Here is a 22,015-nt window from a genome sequence, read left to right as displayed (position 1 = left end):
CGCGGGTGACGTCGGCCTCGCTGATCAGCATGCGGTTGACCGCCATCGAACTCATACGCTCGTCCCAGAAGGCGATCGGCAGGTCGCGCAGGCGCAGCAGGTGGCGGCCGAAGGCCCGCACCGACTGGCAGCGCGGACCTTCCGTGCCGTCCATGTTCACCGGCAGACCGATGACCAAGCCGCCGGCCTGGCGCGCATCCATCAGTTTGAACAGGGCGGCCGCGTCCTCGATGAACTTGGTCTTGCGGATCAGCGCCAGAGGGGAGGCGACCACCCGGCCGGTGTCGGAGACCGCGACGCCGATTGTCTTTTCACCTAGGTCGAGGCCGACGACGCAGGCCCGCGGCGGCAGCGCTTGGGGCAGTTCGAGGAGGTCGACGACGGGCATGGGCGCGGTGATAGCCGCGATCGGCCTCGACGCGAAGCGGCCTCGCCCTCACGTGCGGCTTGTCAAAGGGCGTCGCGGGCGGCTAACCCCTGGCCCGCGAAGTCGCAAGGAGGGCCGCATGGCCATCGACGCCGAGACGGTGCGCAAGGTCGCCCGGCTAGCCCGTATCGCCCAGCCGGAGGACCGGCTGGAGCCGCTGGCGCGCGAGCTCTCCGGCATCATGGCCTGGATCGAGCAGCTCAACGAGGTGGACACCGACGGCGTCGAGCCGATGACCTCGGCCGAGGCCACCGTCCTGCCGATGCGCGACGACGTGGTCACCGAGGGCGGCGACGCGGCGCGCGTGCTGGCCAATGCGCCGAAGTCGGTGAACGGCTTCTTCGTGGTCCCCAAGGTGGTGGAATAGATGAGCGAGCTCACGTCACTCACGCTGAAGACCGCGCTCGAGGGCCTCGACGCCAAGCGGTTTTCCGCCGCTGAGCTCACCCAGGCGCACATCGAGGCCCTGGAGGCCGCGCGCGCGCTGAACGCGTACGTGCTGGAGACGCCCGACAAGGCGATGGACATGGCGCGCGCTTCCGACGCGCGCCGCGCCAGCGGCGATGCTGGCCGCCTGGACGGCGCGCCGCTTGGCGTCAAGGACCTGTTCTGCACCGAGGGCGTACGCTCAACCGCCTGCTCGCGGATCATCGGCGACTTCATCCCGCAGTACGAATCCACTGTGACCGCCAAGCTGTGGCGCGACGGGGCGGTGATGTTGGGCAAGCTGAACATGGACGAATTCGCCATGGGCTCGTCCAACGAGAGTTCGGCGTTCGGACCGGTGGTCAATCCGTGGCGCGCCGACGGCGGCAACACCAAGCTGACGCCCGGCGGTTCATCCGGCGGTTCGGCGACGGCGGTGGCGGCGCAGCTCTGCCTGGGGGCCACGGCCACCGACACCGGCGGCTCGATCCGCCAACCCGCATCGTTCACAGGGACGGTGGGGATCAAGCCGACCTACGGGCGTTGCTCGCGCTGGGGCGTGGTGGCGTTCGCCTCGTCGCTGGACCAGGCAGGCTCGATCGCGCGCACGGTCGAGGACGCCGCGATCCTGCTGACCTCGATGTCCGGTCACGACCCCAAGGACTCCACCAGCCTGCCGGTGGAGACGCCAGATTTCGCGTCCTTCGTCGGCAAGTCGGTGAAGGGCCTGCGCATCGGCGTACCCAAGGAATACCGGGTCGACGGCATGCCGGCGGAGATCGACGCCCTCTGGGAGCAGGGGATCGCCTGGCTGAAGGACGCCGGCTGCGAGATCGTCGAGGTGTCGCTGCCGCATACGAAGTACGCCCTTCCGGCCTACTACATCGTGGCTCCGGCCGAGGCGTCCTCGAACCTCGCGCGCTATGACGGCATGCGCTACGGCCTGCGGGTCGAGGGCGACAACCTGACCGAGACCTACGAGAAGACCCGCGCCGCCGGCTTCGGCGAAGAGGTCAAGCGCCGCATCCTGATCGGCACCTATGTGCTCTCGGCCGGCTACTACGACGCCTACTACCTGAAGGCGCTGAAGGTGCGCCGCCGGATCTCGGAGGACTTCGACGCCGCCTTCGAGCGCGTTGACGCCCTGCTGACGCCCACCGCGCCCAGCGCCGCCTTCAGCCTGGGCGAGCGCTCGGACGATCCTGTGGCCATGTACCTGAACGACATCTTCACGGTGACGGTGAACCTGGCCGGCCTGCCAGGGATGAGCGTTCCGGCCGGGGTCGACGCCAAGGGGTTGCCGCTCGGCCTGCAACTGATCGGCCGTGCTCTGGACGAAGGTACGCTGTTCTCGATCGGCGCCGCGCTGGAGAAGGCGGCAGGCTTCACGGGCAAGCCCCAGAAGTGGTGGTGACGGCCAAGGTGGTCGAGCGCGCGCCGCGGTGGTAAACATACTGCGATGAGCGCTCGAATCCCCTCTCTGCTCGCGGCTGGCGCCGTCACCGCGTTGGCCTGTGGATCCGTCGCCAGCGCGGCGGAAGCGATGGATACGGCTCGTGCGCCGATCGCCAGTGCGCCGCTCAGCCTTGGTGAACTCAGCAGCGACTCGCTCGGCGTGAACCGCCCTCAGACGGCGCCGACGACCAATCGCAAGGCCAAGAAGAACCGGGACGGGTCCTCGGCGATGGGCGAGATGAGCCGCGCCACCTCGCGCTCCCTCACGCCGCTGCCGCCGAGCAGCACCATGGCCGCCGAGATCGGCCCGCCTGCGGCCCTGACCGGTCACGTCTCTCTGGCGGTCAGCTCCGACGGCCTGGGCGGCTTCGGCGCGGCCATCGCCGTCGCCCAGGCGCGCCAGAACTAAGCCAGCCGCTTCCGTCGGCGCGCCCGCCGGACTATGACGAAGCCATGAGCAAGACCGACAAAACCGACAAGCTGATCGCGGGCCGCACCGGTCCGTGGGAAATCGTCTTGGGCCTGGAGATCCACGCCCAGGTCGCCTCCAAGGCCAAGCTGTTCTCCGGCGCGGCCGTGGGCTTCGGCGCAGGTCCCAACGAACAGGTCAGCCTGGTGGACGCGGCGATGCCGGGGATGCTGCCGGTGATCAACCGCTTCTGCGTCGAGCAGGCGGTGCGCGCGGGCCTGGGCCTGCAGGCCCAGGTGAACCTGGTCTCGCGCTTCGACCGCAAGAACTACTTCTACCCCGACCTGCCGCAGGGTTACCAGATCAGCCAGTTCCAGCACCCGATCATCGGCGAGGGCGAGGTGATCGTCGAACGCGACGACGGCACCAGCTTCACCGTCGGCGTCGAGCGGCTGCACCTGGAGCAGGACGCCGGCAAGTCGCTGCACGATCAGGACCCTGACGCCACCTACGTGGACCTGAACCGCGCCGGCACCGCGCTGATGGAGATCGTCTCCAAGCCCGACATGCGCTCGTCCGACGAAGCCGCGGCCTATGTGAAGAAGGTCCGCACGATCCTGGTCTATCTCGGCGCCTGCGACGGCGACATGGAGAAGGGCAACCTGCGCGCCGATGTGAACGTCTCCGTACGCCGTCCGGGCGAGGGCTTGGGCACGCGCTGCGAGATCAAGAACGTCAATTCGTACCGCTACATCCAGCAGGCGATCGAGTACGAGGCGCGCCGCCAGATCGAGATCCTCGAAGATGGCGGCAAGATCGTGCAGGAGACGCGCCTGTTCGATCCCACGAAGGTCGAAACGCGTTCGATGCGCTCGAAGGAAGAAGCGCACGACTACCGCTACTTCCCCGATCCCGATCTGCTGCCGCTGGTGCTGGATCCCGCCTGGGTGAAGTCGATCCAGGACAGCTTGCCCGAACTCCCGGACCCCAAGAAGGCGCGCTTGCAGTCGCAATACGGACTGTCCGCCTACGACGCCGGCGTGCTGGTGGGCGATGCGGCCAAGGCCGACTTCTTCGAGGCCGCGGCGGTGGGGCGCGACGCCAAGCTGACCTCCAACTGGGTGACCAACGAGCTGACGGCGCAGTTGTCGGCCGCCAACCTGGAGATCACCGACAGCCCGCTGAAGCCGGAGGCCATCGCCGAGCTGGTGCGGCTCATCGAGGAGGACGTGATCTCCTCCAAGATCGCCAAGGAGGTCTTCGAGCACATGTGGGCCGGCGAGGGCGCGGCCAGCGCCATCGTCGAGGCCCGCGGCCTGCGCCAGGTCAGCGACACCGGCGAGCTAGAAGCGATGATCGACCGACTGATCGCCGCCAACCCTGGCCAGGCCGAAGCCGTGAAGGCCAAGCCTCAGGCGATCGGCTGGTTCGTTGGCCAATTGATGAAGGAGACCGGCGGCAAGGCCAATCCGGCCACCATCAATCAGATGCTCCGCGCCAAGCTCGGCGGCGACTGACGGCCTCTACCGGTCGCCGATGATGTCGAAGATCAGACCGCTGGCGATGGCCGCCAGCAGGTAGTCGTCGTCGACCCGGTACCAGGCGTAACCGCGGGGCGGCGCGCGCAGATGGTAGCGACCGTAGTCGTTCAGCATGTAGCCCCGATACGACGGCGGCAGATAGGCGCCGCGCCGCCAGGCGTTGTAGCCCGGCCGGTAGTAGGGGCTCGTGTAGTAGGTTTGCGGCGGCGGGCCGTAGTGCCAGGTGTTGTTGAAATAGTAGCCGTTATGGCGCCCACGATCCCAGCCGCGGTCGCTGCGCCGATCGTCCCGGTCCCAACGGCTGTCGTTGCGACCGTCGCCCCGATCCCAGCGCCTGTTCCCCCGGTCATAACGTCGATCATCGCGGCGGTTATCGCGCCTGTCCCAACGATCGTCGCCGCGCTCGAAGCGCGGCTGGGCGCTCGCGTCGCCCGCGGACAAGGCGAGCGGGCCGGCGACCACCGCGGCCAGCGTCAGGCTCAAGATCAGGCGTTTCATCATCGAGTCTCCTGGCGTCCGGCCGCTCGGCGGCCGGACAGTCATCCCTCAGGCGATCACCTTGGGGAAATCGGCCTGAACCGCGCCTGAACGGCGCCCGTGGTTGTCAGCGGCGCTCGCAGGGTCCAATGCGAACCTCACACCGGATCAGGAGCCTTCGCCATGCCGCAACCGATCGACCTGCATTATTGGCCCACCCCGAACGGCCACAAGATCACCATCGCGCTCGAAGAGATGGGCCTGGCCTATGAGATCAAGCCGGTGAACATCGGCCGAGGCGATCAGTTCAAGCCGGAATTCCTGGCGATCAGCCCGAACAACCGCATGCCGGCGATCGTCGACCCCGACGGCCCGGGGGGCCAGCCGATCTCGGTGTTCGAGTCGGGCGCGATCCTCCAGTACCTGGGCCGCAAGACGGGTAAGTTGTATCCGGCCGACGAACGCGCGCGGGTCGCCGTCGATGAATGGCTGTTCTGGCAGATGGGCGGCCTGGGGCCGATGCTGGGCCAGGCCCATCACTTCCGCGGCTATGCGCCGAGCATGACCTCGGACCAGCGCCACATCGGCTACGGCGCCATCCGCTACACCAACGAGGCGCACCGTATGTACGGCGTGCTGAACCGGCGGCTGGAGGGGCGAGACTTTCTGGCCGGCGACTATTCGATCGCCGACATCGCGTCCTGGCCGTGGACCTCAACCTGGGCGATGCAGGGAATCAACCTCGAGGAATTCCCCAACGTGCAGGCCTGGCGCGCCCGGATCGAGACCCGCGACGCGGTGAAGCGCGCGCTAGCCAAGGGCGAAGTCCTGCGGCGTGATAACGCAAGCCTCGCCGCCAGCGGGGCGCAGGCCGACGAGGCCCGGCGCATGCTGTTCAACCAGCGGGCGCGTTAACCTGCGGGAGATACAGATTTCGCTGCAGTAAAAGGCGCCTAGGGCTCGACTGTGGCCAATAGATCACGCGCCGTGTCGAGTTAACTATATGTTCAGCCGCGATCGACTCTCCTCGCTTCCAGGATGACCAAAAGCGATCTCCAGAACGGAGGCGCAGCGGTCTTGGGAAGGGTTGAAGATCATGCTCATGAGCATGGAAGTTGGAGCCGTCGAGGGCCTGCCGCTGCCGAAGGCCGACGCCAGCGGGGACGAGCTGTTCCGCCTGGCGATGCTGTATTCCACGGGTCAGGGCGGCGCGCCGCTCGACTATGTGTCGGCGCACATGCTGTTCAATCTGGCCGCCATGCGCGGCTCGGTGGAGGCCAAGGTGTACCGCAAGGAACTCAGCCAGGAGATGGCGAGCGAAGACGTGGCCGAAGCCCAGCGCGCCGCGCGCGAATGGCTGGCCAACGGCTGAGGCCTGGTCGTCCTTCTCTTCCTGCGGGAGAAGGACGCGCAACGCCACGCCTGGGACCGTATTTCGCGCCTACCGCGGCTGGTCGCCCAGGGCGTAGCTGAAGCCGATCGGCGACAGGTCGCGGAAGTACTGCTGCACGACGATGCCGAGCGCCGCGACGCCGCTGCGCGGCACGTAGACGATGTCGAAGCGGCGCAGCGGCACCAGGTCCGCGGACGACGAGCGCAGGCCGCGCAACAGATTGGCCCGACGCATCATCCCCACGCCGTCCGGCCCGCGGCGGATGATGATCACCCGGCTGCGGTCTGCGGTGGGCTTGAAGTCGCCGGCCTGGACGACCGCGCGAAGAGCGTCTGCGTCGCCGGCCATGTCGTAGATCCCCGGATTGCCGACCTCTCCACCCACGAACACCTTCAGCGGGGCTGCCTTGGCGGTGACGTAGACGTCGGGACGCAGCAGCACCGTCGAGAAGGATTCGGCCAACGCCGCCTGCACCTCGGCGATCGTCCGGTCGGCGGCCATCACCGGCGGCGTCAGGCCGGGGGCTACGCGACCGTCCGGCTGCACGGTCAGGGTCTTGTTCAGTTCCGGGGCCGAGGGCAGGGCGATCTCAAGCTCGTCGCCCGGATAGAACCGGTAGGGCGGCTCGTAGTCGCTCCAGTCCGCGTAGGGGATGTCGGCGAAGTCGGCGCGCCCGGTTGGGGCGGTGGCCTTGTCGCCTGCGCTGGCGCAACCGGCGAGCGCCAGGACGGCCAGGAGCACCATTCGACGGGCGGGGCGGTGATCTGTGCTCATGAGCCAATGGTTAAAGAGAATGGGTAACGGATCGTTAAGGGCGTCCGGCCACGGTCATTCCGGTGAACTGGGATGGTCGGAATCACCATGGCGGCGCCTGCAGCTTGGAACGTCAAAGGCCCGGACGCCACGTCTGGATCGGAATGGGCGTCGCGGCCGCGCTATGTGATCAGCGACATGCCGACGCTGCTCTGGCGCGAACGCGGGCTGATGCTGGTGGTGTTCGCCGTGATCTTCGCCCTTGGCCTGATGGCCGCATTCAGCATGAAGACCCGCTATCCGGCCTATTCCAGCGTCCTGGTGCGCTTGGGCCAGGAGTACGTCTACGAACCCCGCGCCGGCGACGCCGGTCGTGGCGCGGTGCCTGACTCCGACCAGGTCATCCAGTCGGAAACCGAGATCCTGAGCAGCGCGCACCTGAAGCAACGGGTGATCGAGCGCCTGGGCCTGGCCTACATCGATCCCAAGCTCGCCGAGCGCTATGCGTCCGCGGGTCCCGCCGACAAGCGCGAGATCAGCGGCATAGCGCTGCGCGAGCTGCAGAGCGGCTTCAAGGTCGAGACCGCGCCCGACACCCCGATCATCCGGGTCAGCTTCACCCACCAGAAGCCGGAGGTCGCGGCCCGGGTGCTCAACACCCTGTTGGAGGAGTACCTGATCTATCGCCGCGCGGTGCTCTCGGAGACCGACTCGCCGGCGCTGGAGCAGCAGCGCCAGAGCTTCGAGCAAAAGCTGGCCGCCGCCGATTCGGCCTACGAGCAGTTCCTCAACAACAACCGGATCGGCGATTTCGTCGCTGAGAAGACCTCACTGTCGCAACTCCAGGCGCAGATCGAGCAGCAGAAATACCAGACCGACGCCCAGCTCCAGGATCGCCTGGGCAGGCTGGCGGCGCTCAATGGCCAGCTTGCGGCGCTGACGCCCGAGGTCGGCCTGTTCCACGACATCAACCCCGCCGCCGCCGACAAGCTGGTGCAGCTCAAGGTGCAGCGCGAGGACCTGCTGGCGCGCTATAAGCCCAACGCGCGCCCGGTCCAGGAGTTGGACTATCAGATTAACCAGCTGCACATGGCGATCGGCGCAGGCCGCACCAGCGGCGAGAGCGCGCGCCGCGTCGGCGTCAATCCAGTCTACCAGACCGTCCAGACCGACAAGATCCAGCTCGCCGCGGAATCGGCGGCGTTGCGCCAGGCCTCCGAAGCGCTGGCGCGCCAGATTCAGCAGGTCACCGACCGGCGGATCAAGCTAGCGGGCTTGGAGCCCGCGTTCCAGGAACTCAGCCTCGACCGCGACGTGCTGCAGGCCAACGTGCGGGACTTCACCGTGCGCGAGCAGCAGAGCCGAGCGGCTCAGGAGATCCAGGCCTTCTCCAACGACAACATCCGTATCGTCGAACGCGCCCTGCCGCCGACCAAGGGAACCAGCCTGAAGAAACCGGTGGCGATCCTGTCGCTGTTGTTCGCCGGTTTCACCGCGCTGTGCGCCGGTCTGCTGCGCGCCTTCCTGCGCCCTGGCCTGCCGACACCGCGATCGGCGGCGCGCACGCTCGACCTGCCGGTGCTGGGCGCGGCGTCGCTCAAACCGCGCACCGCCTAAGATGCGACGGCGCGACGCCACGGGGCGAACTGCGCTAGCCTGCAGCTCCCTGCTTTGGCGGCGATTCGACTGATGGTGGACCTCAACGCCGAGATGGCCGAGCTGTGGGCTTCGCTGGGCGCTTCCGCGCCTGGCCGCGCGCGCACCGTGCAGCTGGTTTCCGCGCGTCGCGGAGAAGGCGCCTCGACCGTCGCGCGCGAACTCGCCCGCTATGTGGCCGCTTCAGGCCGCACCGTGTGGCTGATCGACCTGGACCTGCTGGCCTCGCCGCAACACGCGATCCTCGGCGCCGATCCGTCGCGCTATGGCGTGATGGGCGAGCCGACCGCGGCGACACCTGATGGTTCGGTGTTCTTCACGGTGCAACCCGGCGGCCGCACCTCAGATGGTCGCCCGTGGCCGGACGGCGCCTATCTGAACGCGCATCGCGTTGGCCGCGCCAACCTGTGGGTCACGCGCTTTCGCCGCGACCTGCTGCGGGCCGGCCAGACCGTGCACGTGGTGCAGAGTCCCCGATATTGGGAGTCCCTGCGCCGCCATGTGGAGGTGGTGATCGTCGATGCGCCGTCCGCCGACCGGTCGCAGGCGGCGATCACGCTGGCGCCGTTCATGGATCAAACGGTCCTGGTAGTGGCCGCAGACGAGGCTGACGTGCGTGCGCCAGCCTTGCTGCGCGACGCGATCGGGGGCGCGGGCGGCACGGTGGCCGGCCTGTTCTTCAACCGCATGACACTCGGGCCGCCGTCCTTCCTCAAGGGACTTCTGCCGTGACCCAGGTCGCCTGGAGCCCCGGCGGCTCCGCGCGCACGCACGGGTTCGATCTGGTCGGCGCTGGGATCGCCTGCGCCTGCGTGCTGATGCTGGCGATCTACAGCCAGGGCTGGGTGATGCCGCTGACCGGCGAAACCCCGCAGGCGGACAGCAACAGCCTGGTGCGCGCCCTGTTCTTCCCGGCCTACGCAATCGGCTTGGGCATGTTGGCGATGAGCCCGCGCGACACCGCACTGGCGTCCTTGCGCCAGCCGTTCCTGCTGATTCTCCTGGCGATCGTCGGCATCTCGGTGACGTGGTCGATCGCGCCCGACCAATCGGCGCGACGCGCCGTTGCGGTCTATCTGACGACGCTGGGCGGAGTGGCGCTGGCCGTGCGCTATCGCTGGGCGCAGATGACGGAGGTGATCGCCGCGACCTTCGCCCTGCTGGCCGTCGTGGCGCTGCTGGCCGGGCTGTTGACGCCATCCCTCGGACGGATGTCGGAGATCTTCCCCGGCGCCTGGCGGGGCGTCTGGCCCGAGAAGAACGCGCTAGGCGGTAACATGGCCTTGGGCTTCGTGGCCCTGGCCGCCGCCGCCATGCTGAACCCGCGACGGGCTTGGCTCTGGTGGAGCTTCGCGGCCCTGACTTTGGCGCTCGTGCTGCTGTCGACGTCGAAGACCTCGCTGGTCAGCCTGCTGCTGGGCGCAGGCGCGCTGGTGTTCGTGGCGCTGATCCGGCGCGGACCGGTGATGCGAATCGCCACGATCTGGGCCGGCGTCGTGGGCCTCGTGCTGTTGGCGGCGGTGCTGCTGTTCGCCGCCGACGTGGTGTTCAACCTGCTGGGCAAGGACGCCACCTTCACGGGGCGTACGCTGATCTGGGACGCCGCCATGCGGCAGATCGAGCAACGACCCTGGACCGGCTTCGGCTATGAGGCGGTGTGGACGCTAAAGGGCGTCTGGGGGCCGCTCGCCTGGATCGTCAAGGACGCCGGCTTCAAGCCGCAGCACGCCCACAACGCCTGGATCGAGCAGTGGCTAGGCCTGGGCGTATTCGGTCTGGCGGCGTTCGCCTTGATGTGGGTCGAGACCGCGGTGCTCGCGGCCGTGGCGATCTTCCGCGAGCGCGGCGCCTACCTGGCCGCGCCGTTCCTGCTGGTGTACGGCCTGATGTCGCTCACCGAGAGCGTGGCGGTGACCTACAACGACCTGCGCTGGGTGTTGTTCGTGGCCGTGGCGGTGAAGCTTGCCTGGCCGGACAGGCCGCTGGAGGTCAGCACACGCCCAGCCGCCGTGCGGCGTCGCTGACCGTCGCGAGCTCGAACCCCGCCGCCAGCGCCTCGTCGATCAACCGCGTGAGCGCCTGCGGCGTGCAGCCCCAGGGCGAAGGGTCGTCGCGTACGTCGTGGGTGTAGAGGATCAGCCAGGCCCGCGCGCGCAGGGCTCGCCCCATCCAGTCGCGGGCCCGCGCCTCGCCTTCGGGTCCCTCGATCCCCACCGCGGGCGCCTGGTTCAGGTCCGCGCCCAGCTCGATCAGACCGGGATGCAGCGCGCGCAGCACCGAGAACCGCGACCCCAGCGCACGCTTCGGCCCCGCCGCCACGTCGCCGTAAGGATAGGCGAAGGTCGTTGGCGCCGGCAGACCCCAGCGGGCGAACTCGGCGGTGTTGCGCGCCGCCTCGCCGTCGGCCGCGTCGGCCGAGGCCTGTCCGCAGTCCAAGTGTGAGAACGTATGGCAGGCGATCTCGTGTCCGGCCTCGGCCAATTTCCGGTAGTCGGCGGCTTCCGCGCATCGGCCCATGGGCACGTCCTGGCCGGCCAGGCCGCCGCAGACGAAGTAGGTGCCCCTGGCGCCGCGCGCCTCCAGCAACTGGGCGCCCGTGTGGGCGGCGGTGGCGGGCGCATCGTCGAAGCTGAAGCTGATCATCGGCCGCTCAGGCGCCATGGCCAGGGGGCGGCGGTGAACGAGCCGCACGACGCGGCGGCGCAGCTTCCCCTGCAGGGAGCGGTCGGGCTGGTAGGCGTCGGCATAGGCTTTCAACGGATGGTCTCCGCGTAGAGGGCGGCGCGGTAGAGGCGCATGGCGAACTCCCGCGCGCCGAGCGGCGCAGCGTCGGCCAAGGCGAAGGCCTTCAGCGCTGGGCGCCAGACCGTCGGCAAAGGCACGTGCTTAAGCGCCCGGGCGACCCGATAGCTAGGGTAGTCGGCGACGATCTGCGGATGACGTTCGGCGACGCGGGCGAAATTGGCGGCGGACTGCTCGTACTTGGCGGCGAGGGTGGCGGCGCTGTCCAGGCCCAGATGGGTGGCGGTGTTGTCGATGTGCAGGATCGGCCAGCGGCGCACGGCGCGCATCGCCCACTCGACATCCTCCCATCCCCAGCCGGAGAAGCCTTCATCGAAGGCCTCGGCGTCGAACACGTCGCGGCGGATCAGCAGATTGGAGGTGAACAGGGTCTTCTCCGGCGCCAGGCGGCGCGCGTCGCACCCCAGGCAGTCGCTGTTGGCGGCCATGCGCCGGTGCAGGGCGGTCTCGCGGCGTAGCGGCGCCTGTTTCAACGAAAAGCCGCCGAAGGCGATGGGCGGATTCTCGTCGTCCACCAGCGAACGCCAGCGGCCGAGGAAATGGGGATCATCCGGCGCCATGTCGCTGTCTAGGAACAGCAGCGCTTCTCCGCGGGCATGGGAAGCCAGCCGATTGCGGCCCTTGGCGCGGCCGATGTTGGCGGCCAGGCGCACGAACCGCGCGGGCGTGCGCGCCGCCGCGACGGTCTGGGTCACGCGCTGAGCCAGACCCTCGTCCTGGGAGCCGTCGTCCAGCAGCACGATCTCGACGTCGGCGGCCTCGCGGTCGAGCGCCAGGAGCAGATCGACCGGGTCGTCGCCCTTGAATGGGATCAGCACCGACAGACGCGGCTGTGCGCCGGCCCAGGTGTTGTTGTCGAACAGGGTTTCGTCGCTGGCGCTCATGCCGCGGGCCTTGCGCGCACAGTGCGCAGAAGCTGGCCGGCGCGCGACCGCAGGCCGCCGGCGTCCAGCACATAGACCACCACGCCGTAGACCAGGGCGCCGACGCCGGCTTTCAGCGCTAGTTCGACCACGCCGCCCAAGGCGGGAACTTGATTCACCGCCAGGCCCATCAGCAGTGTCGCGAAGCCGGCCTCGGCCAGTGTCTTCCACGGGATCGGAAGGTCGACCAGGCCGCGGCCCAAAGCCAGGGTGGCGATCAGGCCCAATCCGAAGCTGATCAGGGTGGCGAGCAAGGCGCCGGTCAGTCCCATGTGCGGGATGAGCACCAGATTGAGCGCCAGGTTGGCCACAGCCGGAATCGCCATCGCGGCCAGCAGTCGGCCGGTGCGACGCGCCAGCGTGAACGCCTGGCTGAAATAGTAGGTGGTCATGCCGCCCAGGAAGCCGCTGGCGGCGATCCACGGCGTGACCTGGGCCGCGCCTTCGCGCAGGGCCGGGCCCACCAGCAGGTCCGACAAGGGACCGGCGGTCATAGCCACGCCTGCCGCGGCGGGCAGCGTCAGCAGGATCATCAGCGAGGCCTGTTCGCGCGCGGCGCTGGCCAGCGCCGGCCGGCCACCCCGCTCCATGGCCATGATCAGCGCCGGCGCGCCAGCGCCGCCCAGCCAGATGAACAGCACGTCGAGGGTGCGGTTCGCGAGGCTGTAGCCGGCGTGATAGACGCCGACGCTGGCCTCATCGAGGTAGGCGGCGATCACGAAGCGGTCGGTTGTGGCCAGCACCAGCGCCAGGATCAGCGACAGAGCGACGGGCGTACCGTAGGCCGCGTAGCTGCGCGCCCGCTTGGGTTCGAAGCGCCCGCCTCTGGCGCGTCCCAGTTCACGCGGCAGCAGCACCATGGCGCAGAGGCCGGCCGCGGCCGCGGCGCCCAGCACCGGGGCGGCTCCACCCCAGCCCGCCAGCGCCATGGCGACGCCGATGCCGAAGGCGCCCAGGGTCTGGGCGATGTCCATGAACGCGGCGTTGCGCACCTCGCCCGCGGCGCGCTGGCGCTGCTGGATGAGGTTGGCGATCGAGCGGGGCGCAACGGCGGCGAGACCCGCAGCGGCGGCCAGCTTCAGGTCGTGCTGCATCGGCCAAAACGCGATGACCAGGGCCGCCGGCGGCAGCGCGGCCAGCAGCACCAGCCAGGTCCGATAGAGGGTCGCCATGTGGTGCGAGGCGTCGCCCTTGGCCTCTTCGCCGACCCAGAAGCGGGCCATGGCGGCTTCGGTCCAGGTGAGCAGGCTGGTGTGCGCCAGCACCATCACCGAGAAGCCCAGGGCGTAGTGGCCGTACTGCTCAGGCGTCAGCAGGCGGGTGAAGGTGACGATGGTGAGCAATCCCACCACCCCCTGCACCACATTGACCGGCAGATAACCGATCACGCCTCGCCAGAACATCGGGGCTCCTTGGAACTTCAGCCGCTGATTATGGCGCGCCAGCGCGACCATGCGGCAACACCTGTTGCGATCGGATAAAAGCCCGCTGGGCCGTGCGTTCAGCGCACCGCCTTGCGATCACCCAGCAGGCACGGCAGCGTCATCGTCAGGATGTACAGATCGAGCCACAGAGACTGGCGCTCGATGTACTCCACGTCGAGGGCGACGCGCACGCGGACGGACTCCGGCGTATCGACCGGTCCGCGCGAACCCTTGATCGCCGCCCAGCCGGTCATGCCGGGCTTCATGCGGTGGCGATGAGCGTATTCGGTGACCAGGCGGGCGGACTCCACATCGCCGGTCTTCATGCCGACCGCGTGGGGACGGGGCCCCACCAGCGACATCTCGCCCTTCACGACGTTGAAGAGTTGCGGCAGCTCGTCGAGGCTGGTGGCGCGCAGCACGCGGCCCAGCCGCGTCACCCGTTCGTCGCCGGGGCGCACCTGGCGCGCGGCGGTGGCGTCGGCTGCGTCGGCGCGCATGGTGCGGAACTTCCACACCACGATCTCCTCGTTGTTGAAGCCGTGGCGGCGTTGGCTGAACAGCACCGGGCCGGGGCTGTCGAGGCGCACCAGTGCGGCGATCACCGCCATGACGGGAGCGGCGACCAGCAGCGCGAGGACGCCGATCACCAGGTCCTGGGCGCGCTTGACGATCGGGCGCAGGGCGTCGGCCGGCGGACCGCTGATGTAGGCCAGGGGCACATCCTCGGCGCGTGAGATGGCGGCGGCCTCGGCGGGCTGGTCCTGGCCTTCCAACAACAGGGTGATCTCGTTGGGCAGGACGCGCAGGCGTTCGATCAATTGGGCCACGCGCGCGGTCGCTCGCGGCGGCACGGTGATCACCACGCGGTCGACGTACGGCATGATGCGATGATCGATCAGCGCCTTGGTGTCGCCCAGCACAGGGACGCCGCGGATCGCGCCGGGAGCGCGGCCCGCGCGGTCGTCGAACACGCCCAGGATGTTGACCTGGCGCCGATCCAGGGCCGCAGCAATCAGCCGCTCGGCGGCGCCGGTTGCGCCCACAACCACGATATTGGGCGCCAGGCGGCCATTGGCGCGCCAGCGGCGCACGCACAGCCACCAACCCAGGTGCAGGATGGTGACCACCAGCAGCGCCAGCGGGATCCACGATCGCGCCGCGACGCCGATGTCGGATCGCATGGCCAGCGGCACGTAGGCGGCGAGCGCGCCGGCCGCGCCGGCCAGGAACGCGGCGGCGACGCGCGAAAGGTGCAGTCTGACGCCTTCGCTTCGCCGGAAATCATAGGCTCCGAACAGTCCGAGCGCGGCGAGCACCGCGATGGCGGACAGAAGGTGGAAGGCGGCCTGGGTCTGGCCGGGCGCCAGTGTCGAGGTCGCCAGCGAAACGGCGGCCATGGCGGCCGCATCGCCTGCGCGGAACAGCCAGGCGACCGCGCGACCCTGCAGCCGTTTGCGGGTGGAGAGCAGCCGACCGGGCCGCATCGGCCCGCGGCGTTCCTGGGCCGACGGCGAGGCGGCGGTGGCGTCTGGGAGAGGGAGCGTACGCACGGCGCGGCACACTGTCAGGTCGATCTGAGCACGCCGTTAACGAACGGCGCGGGTCGGCGGATTTCGGACTTGGTGCCTCGACGGGCGATGACGCTTTCGATGGCCGGCCTTAATCGTCAGCCTCGTCGAATCTTTCCCGGGGGGATGGCGTTGAGCGTTCTGATGATCTTGGCGGCGGCCGTACCGCAAGTGGAGGCGCCAGCTCTGGCCGCCGAGCAGGGCGTGATCGCCTATCCGGCGAGCTTCTTCGCCGGCGCCGCGCCGACGACCGCGTTGGACATGATCCAGCGTGTTCCGGGGTTCGCCTTCGACAAGGGCCTCGCGGTGCGCGGCCTGGCCGGGGCCACGGGTAATGTACTGATCAACGGCGAACCGCCAGTCGCCAAGAACGACACCCTCGACGAGATCCTCAAGCGCATCGCCGCCTCATCGGTGGAGCGCATCGAACTGATCCGCGGCGGCGCGGGCGGGGTCGACATGCAGGGCCGCGCCGTGCTGGCCAATGTGGTGTTGCGCAGCGGCGCAGGCTTCAAGGGCGCGACGACCGGTTCGGTCGCCTACTTCTACGACGGACGGGTCTTCACCAACATCCGCAGCGAAGGCAGCTGGCGCTGGCCCAGCGGGCGTTCCGCAGAGTTCTCGGTCTACTATGGCTACCTGCCTGATGCGACGTACGGCGACGGACAGCGGGTGCGTTACGCGCCGAACCGCTCCATCCAGATCCTCTCGGACGTCGAGGCCGACGGACGCGTTTATCGCAAGTTCGCCACCGGCGCCTTCGAGACGCCGCTGGCCGGCGGCAAGTTGCGCCTGAATGGCGCCTTCCAGCCGTTCACCCAGGACCTGGACATCACCGACCGGCTGCGCGTGCCAGGCGGCGTCGAGTACCAGCATGACACCAGCGTCTGGGATCAGGCTGAGCTGGGCGCTCGCTACAGCCGCGGGCTGAGCGCGCGCACATCGCTGGAAGCCGTGGGGTTCCAGCAGTGGAAGACCAATGCCCAGAAGTCCGACTTCCGCGGCCTCACCCAACGCCGCTTCGGACTCGACCGGGACATCGCTGAGACGGTCGGGCGCGCGCACATCCAGTTCCGCCAGAGCCCGACGATCTCGTGGGAGGTGGGCGGGGAGGGCGCCTTCAATACGTTAGACGTCGCGACGACGCTCGCCGTGAACGGCGCGCCGGTGGTGCTGCCGGCCGCCAACGTCACCGTCGAGGAGAAGCGCGCCGAAGCCTTCGCCACCGTGACCTGGCGGATCGACGACCACTTCAACCTCGAGGCCGGCGTGCGCCAGGAGCGTTCAGAGGTCACCTCGAGCGGCGACGTCAACCTCAGCAAGACCCTGCAGTTCACCAAGCCCCGGGCGCTGGTCACCTGGTCGCCGCGGGCCGGCGACCAGTTTCGCGTGCGGGTCGAACGTGAGGTCGGCCAGCTCAACTTCGACGACTTCGTCGCCTCATCGACCGTGGCCAACACCGGGGTGGTGATCGCCGGCAACCCGGACCTGGCGCCGCAGCAGGCCTGGGTGTTCGAGGCCGCGTACGAACGCCGCTTTGGGCCCAGCGCAGCCGTGATCCTGACGGCCCGCCATTCCGAGTTGGATGATGTGGTCGACCGCATCCCGCTGTTCTTCGGCGGCGTGCCGGTCGCCGACGCGCCCGGGAACATCGGCAAGGGCAGCAAGGACGAACTGATCGCCAACATCAGCCTGCCGCTCGATCGTTTCGGCGTCGCCAACGCCCGGTTCAAGGCGCAGGGCACGTGGCGGCGCTCCGAGGTCACCGATACGCTGACCGGCCAGAAGCGCGAGATCTCCGCCGTGCGCCCCGTGGAATGGGACTTCCACTTCGTTCAGGACTTGCCGCGCTGGAAGAGCAGCTGGGGCCTGGACATCGCGCCCGACGCCGGCATCCGCGAGCGCAACTTTCGTCTGAGCGAGATCGAGAACCGCAAGTTCGACACCTGGATCGACTTCTTCGCCGAATACAAACCCAGGCCCGACCTGCTGGTGCGCCTGGAAGTGCTCAATCTCACCGAGCGCAGTTTCCAGCGCGAGCGGATCGTCTACGCCGGCGCGCGGGACCGCACGCCTCTGCTCTACACCGAAGTGCGGGACCTTCGCTGGGGCAGGGTGCTGATCCTGAGGCTGCGCAAGAGCTATTGACGCAGGCTCGCCCCGGCGCGTCCAAGCTGTCACTCTGACACCAAGGCGCGCCCGGGAGAATCCATGACGCAGGCGATGAGCGCGGCGGACATCGCTGCGCGGATGGATCGGCTGCCGCCGTCGAAGCACATGTGGGGTCTGGTGATCCTGCTGTCGCTGGGCGGCTGCTTCGAGTTCTACGACCTGTTCATGACCGCCTACGTGTCCCCTGGTCTGATCGCCGACGGGGTGTTCCACGGGGCGGAAAAGGGGATGTTCGGCCTTACCGATCAGGCCGCCTTCGCCGCCGCCACCTTCGCGGGTCTGTTCATCGGCACTATCGTGTTCTCACAACTCGCCGATCGCTTCGGCCGGCGCGCGATCTTCACCTGGTCGCTGATCTGGTACAGCGCCGCGACCGTAGTCATGGCCTTCCAGACGACGGCCGTGGGCGTCGATGTCTGGCGGCTGATCTCCGGGATCGGCATCGGGGTCGAGCTGGTCACCATCGACACCTACATCACCGAATTCGTCGCCAAGGAGATCCGCGGGCGTGCGCTGGCGATCAACCAGTTCATCCAGTTCCTGGCGGTGCCGACGGTGGCGCTGGTGTGCTGGTGGCTGGTGCCGCTGTCGCCGTGGGGGATCGCGGGGTGGCGCTGGGTGATGCTGGCGGGCGCGGTGGCCGCCGTCGCCGTATGGGTCATCCGAGCGCGCGTGCCCGAATCGCCGAGATGGCTGGCCGCTCATGGCCGCATCGACGAAGCCCATGCGATTCTCACCCGTATCGAGGCGAAGGTGGAGGCCGAGCTCGGCCGCCGGTTGCCCGTCGCGACGGCGCAGCCCTCCGCCGAGGTCCGTGAGGGTCGACTCAGCGAGATATTCCGCCCGCCCTACCGGCGACGGACGATCATGCTGGCGGTGTTCAACTTCGCACAGACCATCGGCTTCTACGGTTTCGGCAACTGGGTGCCATCGCTGTTGGCGGCGCAGGGCGCCAGCGTGACCAAGAGCCTGCTGTGGTCGTTCATCATCGCCATCGCCTATCCGATCGGCCCGCTGATGTTCAGCACCATCGCCGACCGGATCGAACGCAAGTGGCAAATCGTGGCCGCGGCGGTCGGCACCGCAACGTTCGGCCTGCTGTTCACCCAACAGACGGGGGCCGCGGCGCTGATCACGTTCGGGGTGCTGATCACGCTGAGCAACAACCTGCTGTCCTACGCCTACCATGCGTATCAGGCCGAGCTTTTTCCGACACGGATCCGGGCGCGCGCCGTGGGCTTTGTCTATTCCTGGAGCCGGCTGTCAACGGTGTTCACCAGCTTCATGATCGCGTTCTTCCTGCGTGATTTCGGGACCACCGGGGTGTTCGTGTTCATCGCCATGGCGATGGGTGTGGTGGTGGTCGTCATCGGCGGTTTCGGACCAAGGACTCGGCATCGCACGCTTGAGGAGATCTCAGGTCACTGATCCGACAGCCATCGGCTTACGTTGGGTCATGCAGTAGACCGCGAGTTGATCGCGGTTCGCGTGGGTATATTGTTTAGCCACAAAACAATTACGGCCTCCGTGTTACGTCTCTTTACAGTCTTGCAACGAGTTTCGTGCCCTAACGTCAACGGTGAGGGCGTGGCTTTTTTCCACACTCGAACACAAAGGGTGTCATTGCCTATGGAACAGGCACATCGACCCCCCAGAGGTGATTGATCCTTCGGTCAAATCTTCTCATAGGTTCCGCCGGTCGCAGCCTCCAACGCATCGGGTCGCGTTATCGCGGACCCAGCGGTTGGTGACTTTTGTGATTTTTTAAATCCGTAACCGAAGCGGGGCCATAAGCGGGCCGGCCTCGGTCAGTCGCTTTAGAACAACTGACGCCGGCATCGACACCGGTACGCCCTAGGGGAGATTTACATGAAAGCTCATTTGTTCGGCCAAGGCTCAGCCTTGGCCATTTGCGCATTGGCCAGCCTTTGGGGCGCCACCGCCTACGCCCAGGACGACAGCGAAGTCAGCGAAGTCGTCGTCACCGGCTCATTCATCGCCGGGACGCCGGAGGACGCCGCACTGCCGGTCGACGTGATCGGCGCCGACGAGCTGCAGCGTCAGGGTAATCCCAGCACCGTCGAGATGATGAAGCGACTGGCGGTGAGCGGCGGCGTACTTGGCGACCAAAACCAGTACGCGACGACATTCTTGCCGATCCAGGGCATCGCCACCGTCAACCTGCGCAACCTCGGCCGCAGCGTACTCTGGTGCTGATGAACGGCCGGCGTCTGGTGAATTTTCCGACCCGCAACGGGGCGGTCGACCTGAACACCCTACCGACGGCCGCCATCGGCCGCATCGAAGTGCTGAAGGACGGCGCCGCCGCCACCTACGGCTCCGACGCCATTGGCGGCGTGGTCAACTTCATCACCCGCAAGAATTTCAATGGCTTGGAAGTCTCGGCGGACGTCAAGTACGTGCCCGACGCCTATGATCCCGACTACGGCGCAAGCGCGGTCTGGGGCTGGAGTGGCGACAACGGCAATGTCTTACTGTCGGCTGGATGGCAAAGAAAGGGGCGCCTGCGCCCTGTCGATCGGGACTTCAGCACGCCCACCTATCTGGAGAATCCCGACGCGGGCTACTCCTTCACCAACAACCCGACTACGTTCCGTCCGATCGTGGGCGCCACCACGGCGGCGAACTTCGCCGCTCAAATCCGCGACCCTGGCTGCGCCACCGTCGGCGCCCAGCCTGGTTTCGTTGGCGGCGCTCAGGTCTGCCTGGCGCGCTACGCCGGCACCACCGTCAACCTGCAGGATCCTTCGGACCGCTTCCAGCTCTACGGCGAAACCAACTTCGATCTCTCCGACACGGTGAAGTTCCACGCCGAGGGCCTGTATTCGGAAACCTACACCGAGGGTTGGACCTCGCCGTTCCCGTCCGGCTTGCAAGGCCCGACGGCGCTGACCTCGCCGCTTCCCGGTCAGTACTACGCACCGGTGACAAACCCCGGCCTGGCGCTGCTGATCCAGCAGTTCCCGAACGCGTTCCCCGCCGGCACCACAGGCGTGGTGTGGCCCACCAGCCTGAACTTCCGTCCGTTCGGCCTGGGCGGCTTCCCGATCACTGGCGGCGAAGCCAACCCGGTCGTCACCGACATCAAGACCTACCGCGTGTCGGGCGGCTTCTCCGGCAAGCTGTTCGACGACGCGATCGGTTGGGACATCGCCTCGACCTACAACGTCACCAACTTCAAGCAGAGCGCCTACGAGTACTACGTGAACCGCCAAGAGCTCGCGCTTCGCGGTTACGGCAGTCTCGCCGGCAATCCGCGTTGTAACGCGTCGGTCACCAACAATTTCACCACCAACGCCGGCAACAACGCCGTCGGTTGCTACTACTTCAACCCGTTCTCCAACTCGTTCCCGGTCAGTCAGACCATGTTCGGCCAGGCTCCCGGCCAGGCGAACCCACTGTACAACGCCTCGGTCGCCAACAACCTTGAGCTGACCAAGTGGATCTGGGACCAGTACAAGACTGAGGGGACCAGCCGTCTGTTCGTGGTGGACGCGGTGCTGAACGGCGAGCTGCCGATCGAATTCTCCGGCGGCAAGATCGGTTGGGCGGCCGGCGGCCAGTTCCGTCGCAACTTCTTCCGTTCCAACTACAACGACCCGTTTAACGCGGCGGTCACGCCCTGCGCCGATACGATCATCAACGGAACCAAGAACTGTCTGGCCCCGGTCGGACCGTTCTCGCTGCAGGCGGCGGCCTTCCCGTCGAACGTCGTGCAGAACGTCTTCGCGGTCTTCGCCGAAGCCAATCTGCCCTTCACCGACACCTTCAGCGCCCACGTTGCAGCGCGCTATGAGAACTACGGCGAGGAAGCCGGCGGCGACACATTCAATCCGAAGCTGGACCTGCGCTGGCAGGCGACCGACTGGCTGGCGTTCCGCGGCTCGGTCGGCACTACGTTCCGCGCACCGCCGCTGACCCTGCTCGATCCGTCGCCGATCGTCACCCAGGTGTCGCTGAACAACGCCTTCCGGCCGGTGTTCACCCTCGGCAACGCCGACCTCGCGCCCGAGAAGGCCACGACCTACGGCGTCGGCGTCATCGTCGAGGCCGGCCCGTTCAAGGGCACGGTCGACTACTGGAACTTCGATCTGCAGGATCCGTTCGTCTCCGAACCGCCCGGCACGCTGTTCAACCTGATGTTCCCGAACAACTCGACCGCGAACTGCGGCACCGCGGCGTTCGCCGATATCCAGTCGCGCTTCACGTTCGACCCGAACGTCTGCTCGCCGAACAACGTGTCCCGGCTGACGGTCTCCTACGTCAACGCGGGCGGCATCAAGACCGACGGCGTCGACGTGACCGGCGACTTCGAATTCCAGGACGTGTTTGGCGGCGAACTGCGCTTCGGCGCACAGGCCAGCTACATCATCAAGTATCAGGTCGCTGAACAGCGCGTCCGCGGCACTCTGATCTCGCCGGCTTTCGAAGCGTCAGGCTTCTTCAACTACGGCACCCAAGTCTTCCCGCTGCCGGAGTGGAAAGGCGTCGGTTACGCCGAATGGGAATACGGCCCGCACAACATCCGCGTGCAGACCAACTACACCGATGGCTACACCGATCAG

20 protein-coding genes are annotated in these 22,015 nt (G+C 67.7%); 13 read left to right on the top strand and 7 right to left on the bottom strand.

Annotated elements, in window-relative coordinates:
• Positions 1 to 388 (bottom strand): Holliday junction resolvase RuvX (ruvX, locus tag Q8M88_RS12100; protein ID WP_305597409.1); only part of this gene is annotated, 388 nt, incomplete at its 3' end.
• Positions 389 to 506: 118 nt separating this feature from the next.
• Here ruvX and gatC point away from each other — a divergent pair.
• The 4 genes from gatC to gatB all read left to right on the top strand — a co-directional run bounded on the left by gatC (position 507) and on the right by gatB (position 4,234).
• The gene (gene gatC / locus Q8M88_RS12095; protein ID WP_305597408.1) at positions 507 to 794 is read left to right on the top strand and encodes an Asp-tRNA(Asn)/Glu-tRNA(Gln) amidotransferase subunit GatC; all 288 of its coding nucleotides are present in this window, start codon (positions 507 to 509) and stop codon (positions 792 to 794) included.
• On the top strand, positions 795 to 2,267 hold the full coding sequence (gatA, locus tag Q8M88_RS12090) for an Asp-tRNA(Asn)/Glu-tRNA(Gln) amidotransferase subunit GatA (protein WP_305597407.1): 1,473 nt from the start codon (positions 795 to 797) through the stop codon (positions 2,265 to 2,267).
• 129 nt (positions 2,268 to 2,396) lie between these two features.
• On the top strand, positions 2,397 to 2,717 hold the full coding sequence (locus Q8M88_RS12085; protein ID WP_305597406.1) for a hypothetical protein: 321 nt from the start codon (positions 2,397 to 2,399) through the stop codon (positions 2,715 to 2,717).
• A 44-nt stretch (positions 2,718 to 2,761) separates the two neighbouring features.
• Positions 2,762 to 4,234: an Asp-tRNA(Asn)/Glu-tRNA(Gln) amidotransferase subunit GatB gene (gene gatB, locus Q8M88_RS12080; protein ID WP_305597405.1), complete on the top strand. Its 1,473-nt coding sequence runs from the start codon at positions 2,762 to 2,764 to the stop codon at positions 4,232 to 4,234.
• Positions 4,235 to 4,240: 6 nt separating this feature from the next.
• Here gatB and Q8M88_RS12075 read toward each other — a convergent pair whose 3' ends face one another.
• On the bottom strand, positions 4,241 to 4,756 hold the full coding sequence (locus Q8M88_RS12075; RefSeq protein ID WP_305597404.1) for an RcnB family protein: 516 nt from the start codon (positions 4,754 to 4,756) through the stop codon (positions 4,241 to 4,243).
• A 162-nt stretch (positions 4,757 to 4,918) separates the two neighbouring features.
• Here Q8M88_RS12075 and Q8M88_RS12070 point away from each other — a divergent pair, with 162 nt between their 5' ends.
• Both Q8M88_RS12070 and Q8M88_RS12065 read left to right on the top strand, forming a co-directional pair.
• Positions 4,919 to 5,650 carry a glutathione S-transferase N-terminal domain-containing protein gene (locus Q8M88_RS12070; protein WP_305597403.1) on the top strand — a complete coding sequence of 244 codons (732 nt, stop codon included), beginning with the start codon at positions 4,919 to 4,921 and terminating at the stop codon, positions 5,648 to 5,650.
• 181 nt (positions 5,651 to 5,831) lie between these two features.
• Positions 5,832 to 6,107, top strand: coding sequence for a sel1 repeat family protein (locus Q8M88_RS12065; protein WP_305597411.1), 276 nt, complete (start codon positions 5,832 to 5,834; stop codon positions 6,105 to 6,107).
• A 69-nt stretch (positions 6,108 to 6,176) separates the two neighbouring features.
• On the opposite strand, the gene Q8M88_RS12060 is transcribed toward Q8M88_RS12065, so the two are convergent.
• Positions 6,177 to 6,902, bottom strand: a complete 726-nt coding sequence (locus tag Q8M88_RS12060) for a polysaccharide biosynthesis/export family protein (protein ID WP_305597402.1) — start codon at positions 6,900 to 6,902, stop codon at positions 6,177 to 6,179.
• A 72-nt stretch (positions 6,903 to 6,974) separates the two neighbouring features.
• Here Q8M88_RS12060 and Q8M88_RS12055 point away from each other — a divergent pair, with 72 nt between their 5' ends.
• The 3 genes from Q8M88_RS12055 to Q8M88_RS12045 all read left to right on the top strand — a co-directional run bounded on the left by Q8M88_RS12055 (position 6,975) and on the right by Q8M88_RS12045 (position 10,561).
• The gene (locus Q8M88_RS12055; RefSeq protein ID WP_305597401.1) at positions 6,975 to 8,498 is read left to right on the top strand and encodes a GumC family protein; all 1,524 of its coding nucleotides are present in this window, start codon (positions 6,975 to 6,977) and stop codon (positions 8,496 to 8,498) included.
• A gap of 72 nt (positions 8,499 to 8,570) precedes the next feature.
• Positions 8,571 to 9,269 carry a sugar kinase gene (locus Q8M88_RS12050; RefSeq protein WP_305597400.1) on the top strand — a complete coding sequence of 233 codons (699 nt, stop codon included), beginning with the start codon at positions 8,571 to 8,573 and terminating at the stop codon, positions 9,267 to 9,269.
• The gene (locus Q8M88_RS12045) at positions 9,266 to 10,561 is read left to right on the top strand and encodes an O-antigen ligase (RefSeq protein WP_305597399.1); all 1,296 of its coding nucleotides are present in this window, start codon (positions 9,266 to 9,268) and stop codon (positions 10,559 to 10,561) included. Before Q8M88_RS12050 ends, Q8M88_RS12045 begins: the two co-directional genes overlap by 4 nt.
• Here Q8M88_RS12045 and Q8M88_RS12040 read toward each other — a convergent pair.
• Genes Q8M88_RS12040 through Q8M88_RS12025 form a run of 4 tightly spaced genes read right to left on the bottom strand, consistent with a single transcriptional unit; the run spans position 10,527 to position 15,239 of the window.
• Positions 10,527 to 11,294 (bottom strand): polysaccharide deacetylase family protein, encoded by a 768-nt coding sequence (locus Q8M88_RS12040; RefSeq protein WP_305597398.1) that lies wholly within the window; start codon positions 11,292 to 11,294, stop codon positions 10,527 to 10,529. The genes Q8M88_RS12045 and Q8M88_RS12040 overlap by 35 nt on opposite strands.
• Positions 11,291 to 12,223, bottom strand: coding sequence for a glycosyltransferase family 2 protein (locus Q8M88_RS12035; protein WP_305597397.1), 933 nt, complete (start codon positions 12,221 to 12,223; stop codon positions 11,291 to 11,293). Before Q8M88_RS12035 ends, Q8M88_RS12040 begins: the two co-directional genes overlap by 4 nt.
• On the bottom strand, positions 12,220 to 13,716 hold the full coding sequence (locus Q8M88_RS12030; protein WP_371132695.1) for a lipopolysaccharide biosynthesis protein: 1,497 nt from the start codon (positions 13,714 to 13,716) through the stop codon (positions 12,220 to 12,222). The genes Q8M88_RS12035 and Q8M88_RS12030 overlap by 4 nt, the downstream gene beginning before the upstream one ends.
• 47 nt (positions 13,717 to 13,763) lie before the next feature.
• Positions 13,764 to 15,239 (bottom strand): exopolysaccharide biosynthesis polyprenyl glycosylphosphotransferase, encoded by a 1,476-nt coding sequence (locus Q8M88_RS12025; RefSeq protein ID WP_305597396.1) that lies wholly within the window; start codon positions 15,237 to 15,239, stop codon positions 13,764 to 13,766.
• 162 nt (positions 15,240 to 15,401) lie between these two features.
• Between Q8M88_RS12025 and Q8M88_RS12020 the strand changes: the two genes are divergently transcribed.
• From Q8M88_RS12020 to Q8M88_RS12005, 4 genes are all read left to right on the top strand, one after another.
• Entirely contained in the window at positions 15,402 to 17,405 is a 2,004-nt protein-coding gene (locus Q8M88_RS12020) for a TonB-dependent receptor (RefSeq protein WP_305597395.1), read from the top strand.
• A 63-nt stretch (positions 17,406 to 17,468) separates the two neighbouring features.
• Complete coding sequence (locus tag Q8M88_RS12015; RefSeq protein ID WP_305597394.1) at positions 17,469 to 18,857, top strand: MFS transporter; 1,389 nt, start codon at positions 17,469 to 17,471, stop codon at positions 18,855 to 18,857.
• Between the two features lie 441 nt (positions 18,858 to 19,298).
• Positions 19,299 to 19,646 (top strand): hypothetical protein, encoded by a 348-nt coding sequence (locus Q8M88_RS12010; RefSeq protein WP_305597393.1) that lies wholly within the window; start codon positions 19,299 to 19,301, stop codon positions 19,644 to 19,646.
• Positions 19,646 to 22,015: TonB-dependent receptor domain-containing protein (locus tag Q8M88_RS12005; RefSeq protein ID WP_305597392.1), on the top strand; the 2,370-nt coding region annotated here is incomplete at its 3' end. The genes Q8M88_RS12010 and Q8M88_RS12005, both read left to right, overlap by 1 nt.

Source organism: Phenylobacterium sp., assembly GCF_030693805.1.
GTDB lineage: Bacteria > Pseudomonadota > Alphaproteobacteria > Caulobacterales > Caulobacteraceae > Phenylobacterium.
This window is presented reverse-complemented; position numbering and strand designations above follow the sequence as displayed.

Bases quoted from the DNA above. Each gene is read 5' to 3' on its own strand.
- gatC (WP_305597408.1), top strand. From the start codon at position 507: ATGGCCATCGACGCCGAGACGGTGCGCAAGGTCGCCCGGCTAGCCCGT.
- gatA (WP_305597407.1), top strand. From the start codon at position 795: ATGAGCGAGCTCACGTCACTCACGCTGAAGACCGCGCTCGAGGGCCTC.
- Q8M88_RS12085 (WP_305597406.1), top strand. From the start codon at position 2,397: ATGGATACGGCTCGTGCGCCGATCGCCAGTGCGCCGCTCAGCCTTGGT.
- gatB (WP_305597405.1), top strand. From the start codon at position 2,762: ATGAGCAAGACCGACAAAACCGACAAGCTGATCGCGGGCCGCACCGGT.
- Q8M88_RS12075 (WP_305597404.1), bottom strand. From the start codon at position 4,756: ATGAAACGCCTGATCTTGAGCCTGACGCTGGCCGCGGTGGTCGCCGGC.
- Q8M88_RS12070 (WP_305597403.1), top strand. From the start codon at position 4,919: ATGCCGCAACCGATCGACCTGCATTATTGGCCCACCCCGAACGGCCAC.
- Q8M88_RS12065 (WP_305597411.1), top strand. From the start codon at position 5,832: ATGCTCATGAGCATGGAAGTTGGAGCCGTCGAGGGCCTGCCGCTGCCG.
- Q8M88_RS12060 (WP_305597402.1), bottom strand. From the start codon at position 6,902: ATGAGCACAGATCACCGCCCCGCCCGTCGAATGGTGCTCCTGGCCGTC.
- Q8M88_RS12055 (WP_305597401.1), top strand. From the start codon at position 6,975: ATGGTCGGAATCACCATGGCGGCGCCTGCAGCTTGGAACGTCAAAGGC.
- Q8M88_RS12050 (WP_305597400.1), top strand. From the start codon at position 8,571: ATGGTGGACCTCAACGCCGAGATGGCCGAGCTGTGGGCTTCGCTGGGC.
- Q8M88_RS12035 (WP_305597397.1), bottom strand. From the start codon at position 12,223: ATGAGCGCCAGCGACGAAACCCTGTTCGACAACAACACCTGGGCCGGC.
- Q8M88_RS12030 (WP_371132695.1), bottom strand. From the start codon at position 13,716: ATGGTCGCGCTGGCGCGCCATAATCAGCGGCTGAAGTTCCAAGGAGCC.
- Q8M88_RS12020 (WP_305597395.1), top strand. From the start codon at position 15,402: ATGATCTTGGCGGCGGCCGTACCGCAAGTGGAGGCGCCAGCTCTGGCC.
- Q8M88_RS12015 (WP_305597394.1), top strand. From the start codon at position 17,469: ATGACGCAGGCGATGAGCGCGGCGGACATCGCTGCGCGGATGGATCGG.
- Q8M88_RS12010 (WP_305597393.1), top strand. From the start codon at position 19,299: ATGAAAGCTCATTTGTTCGGCCAAGGCTCAGCCTTGGCCATTTGCGCA.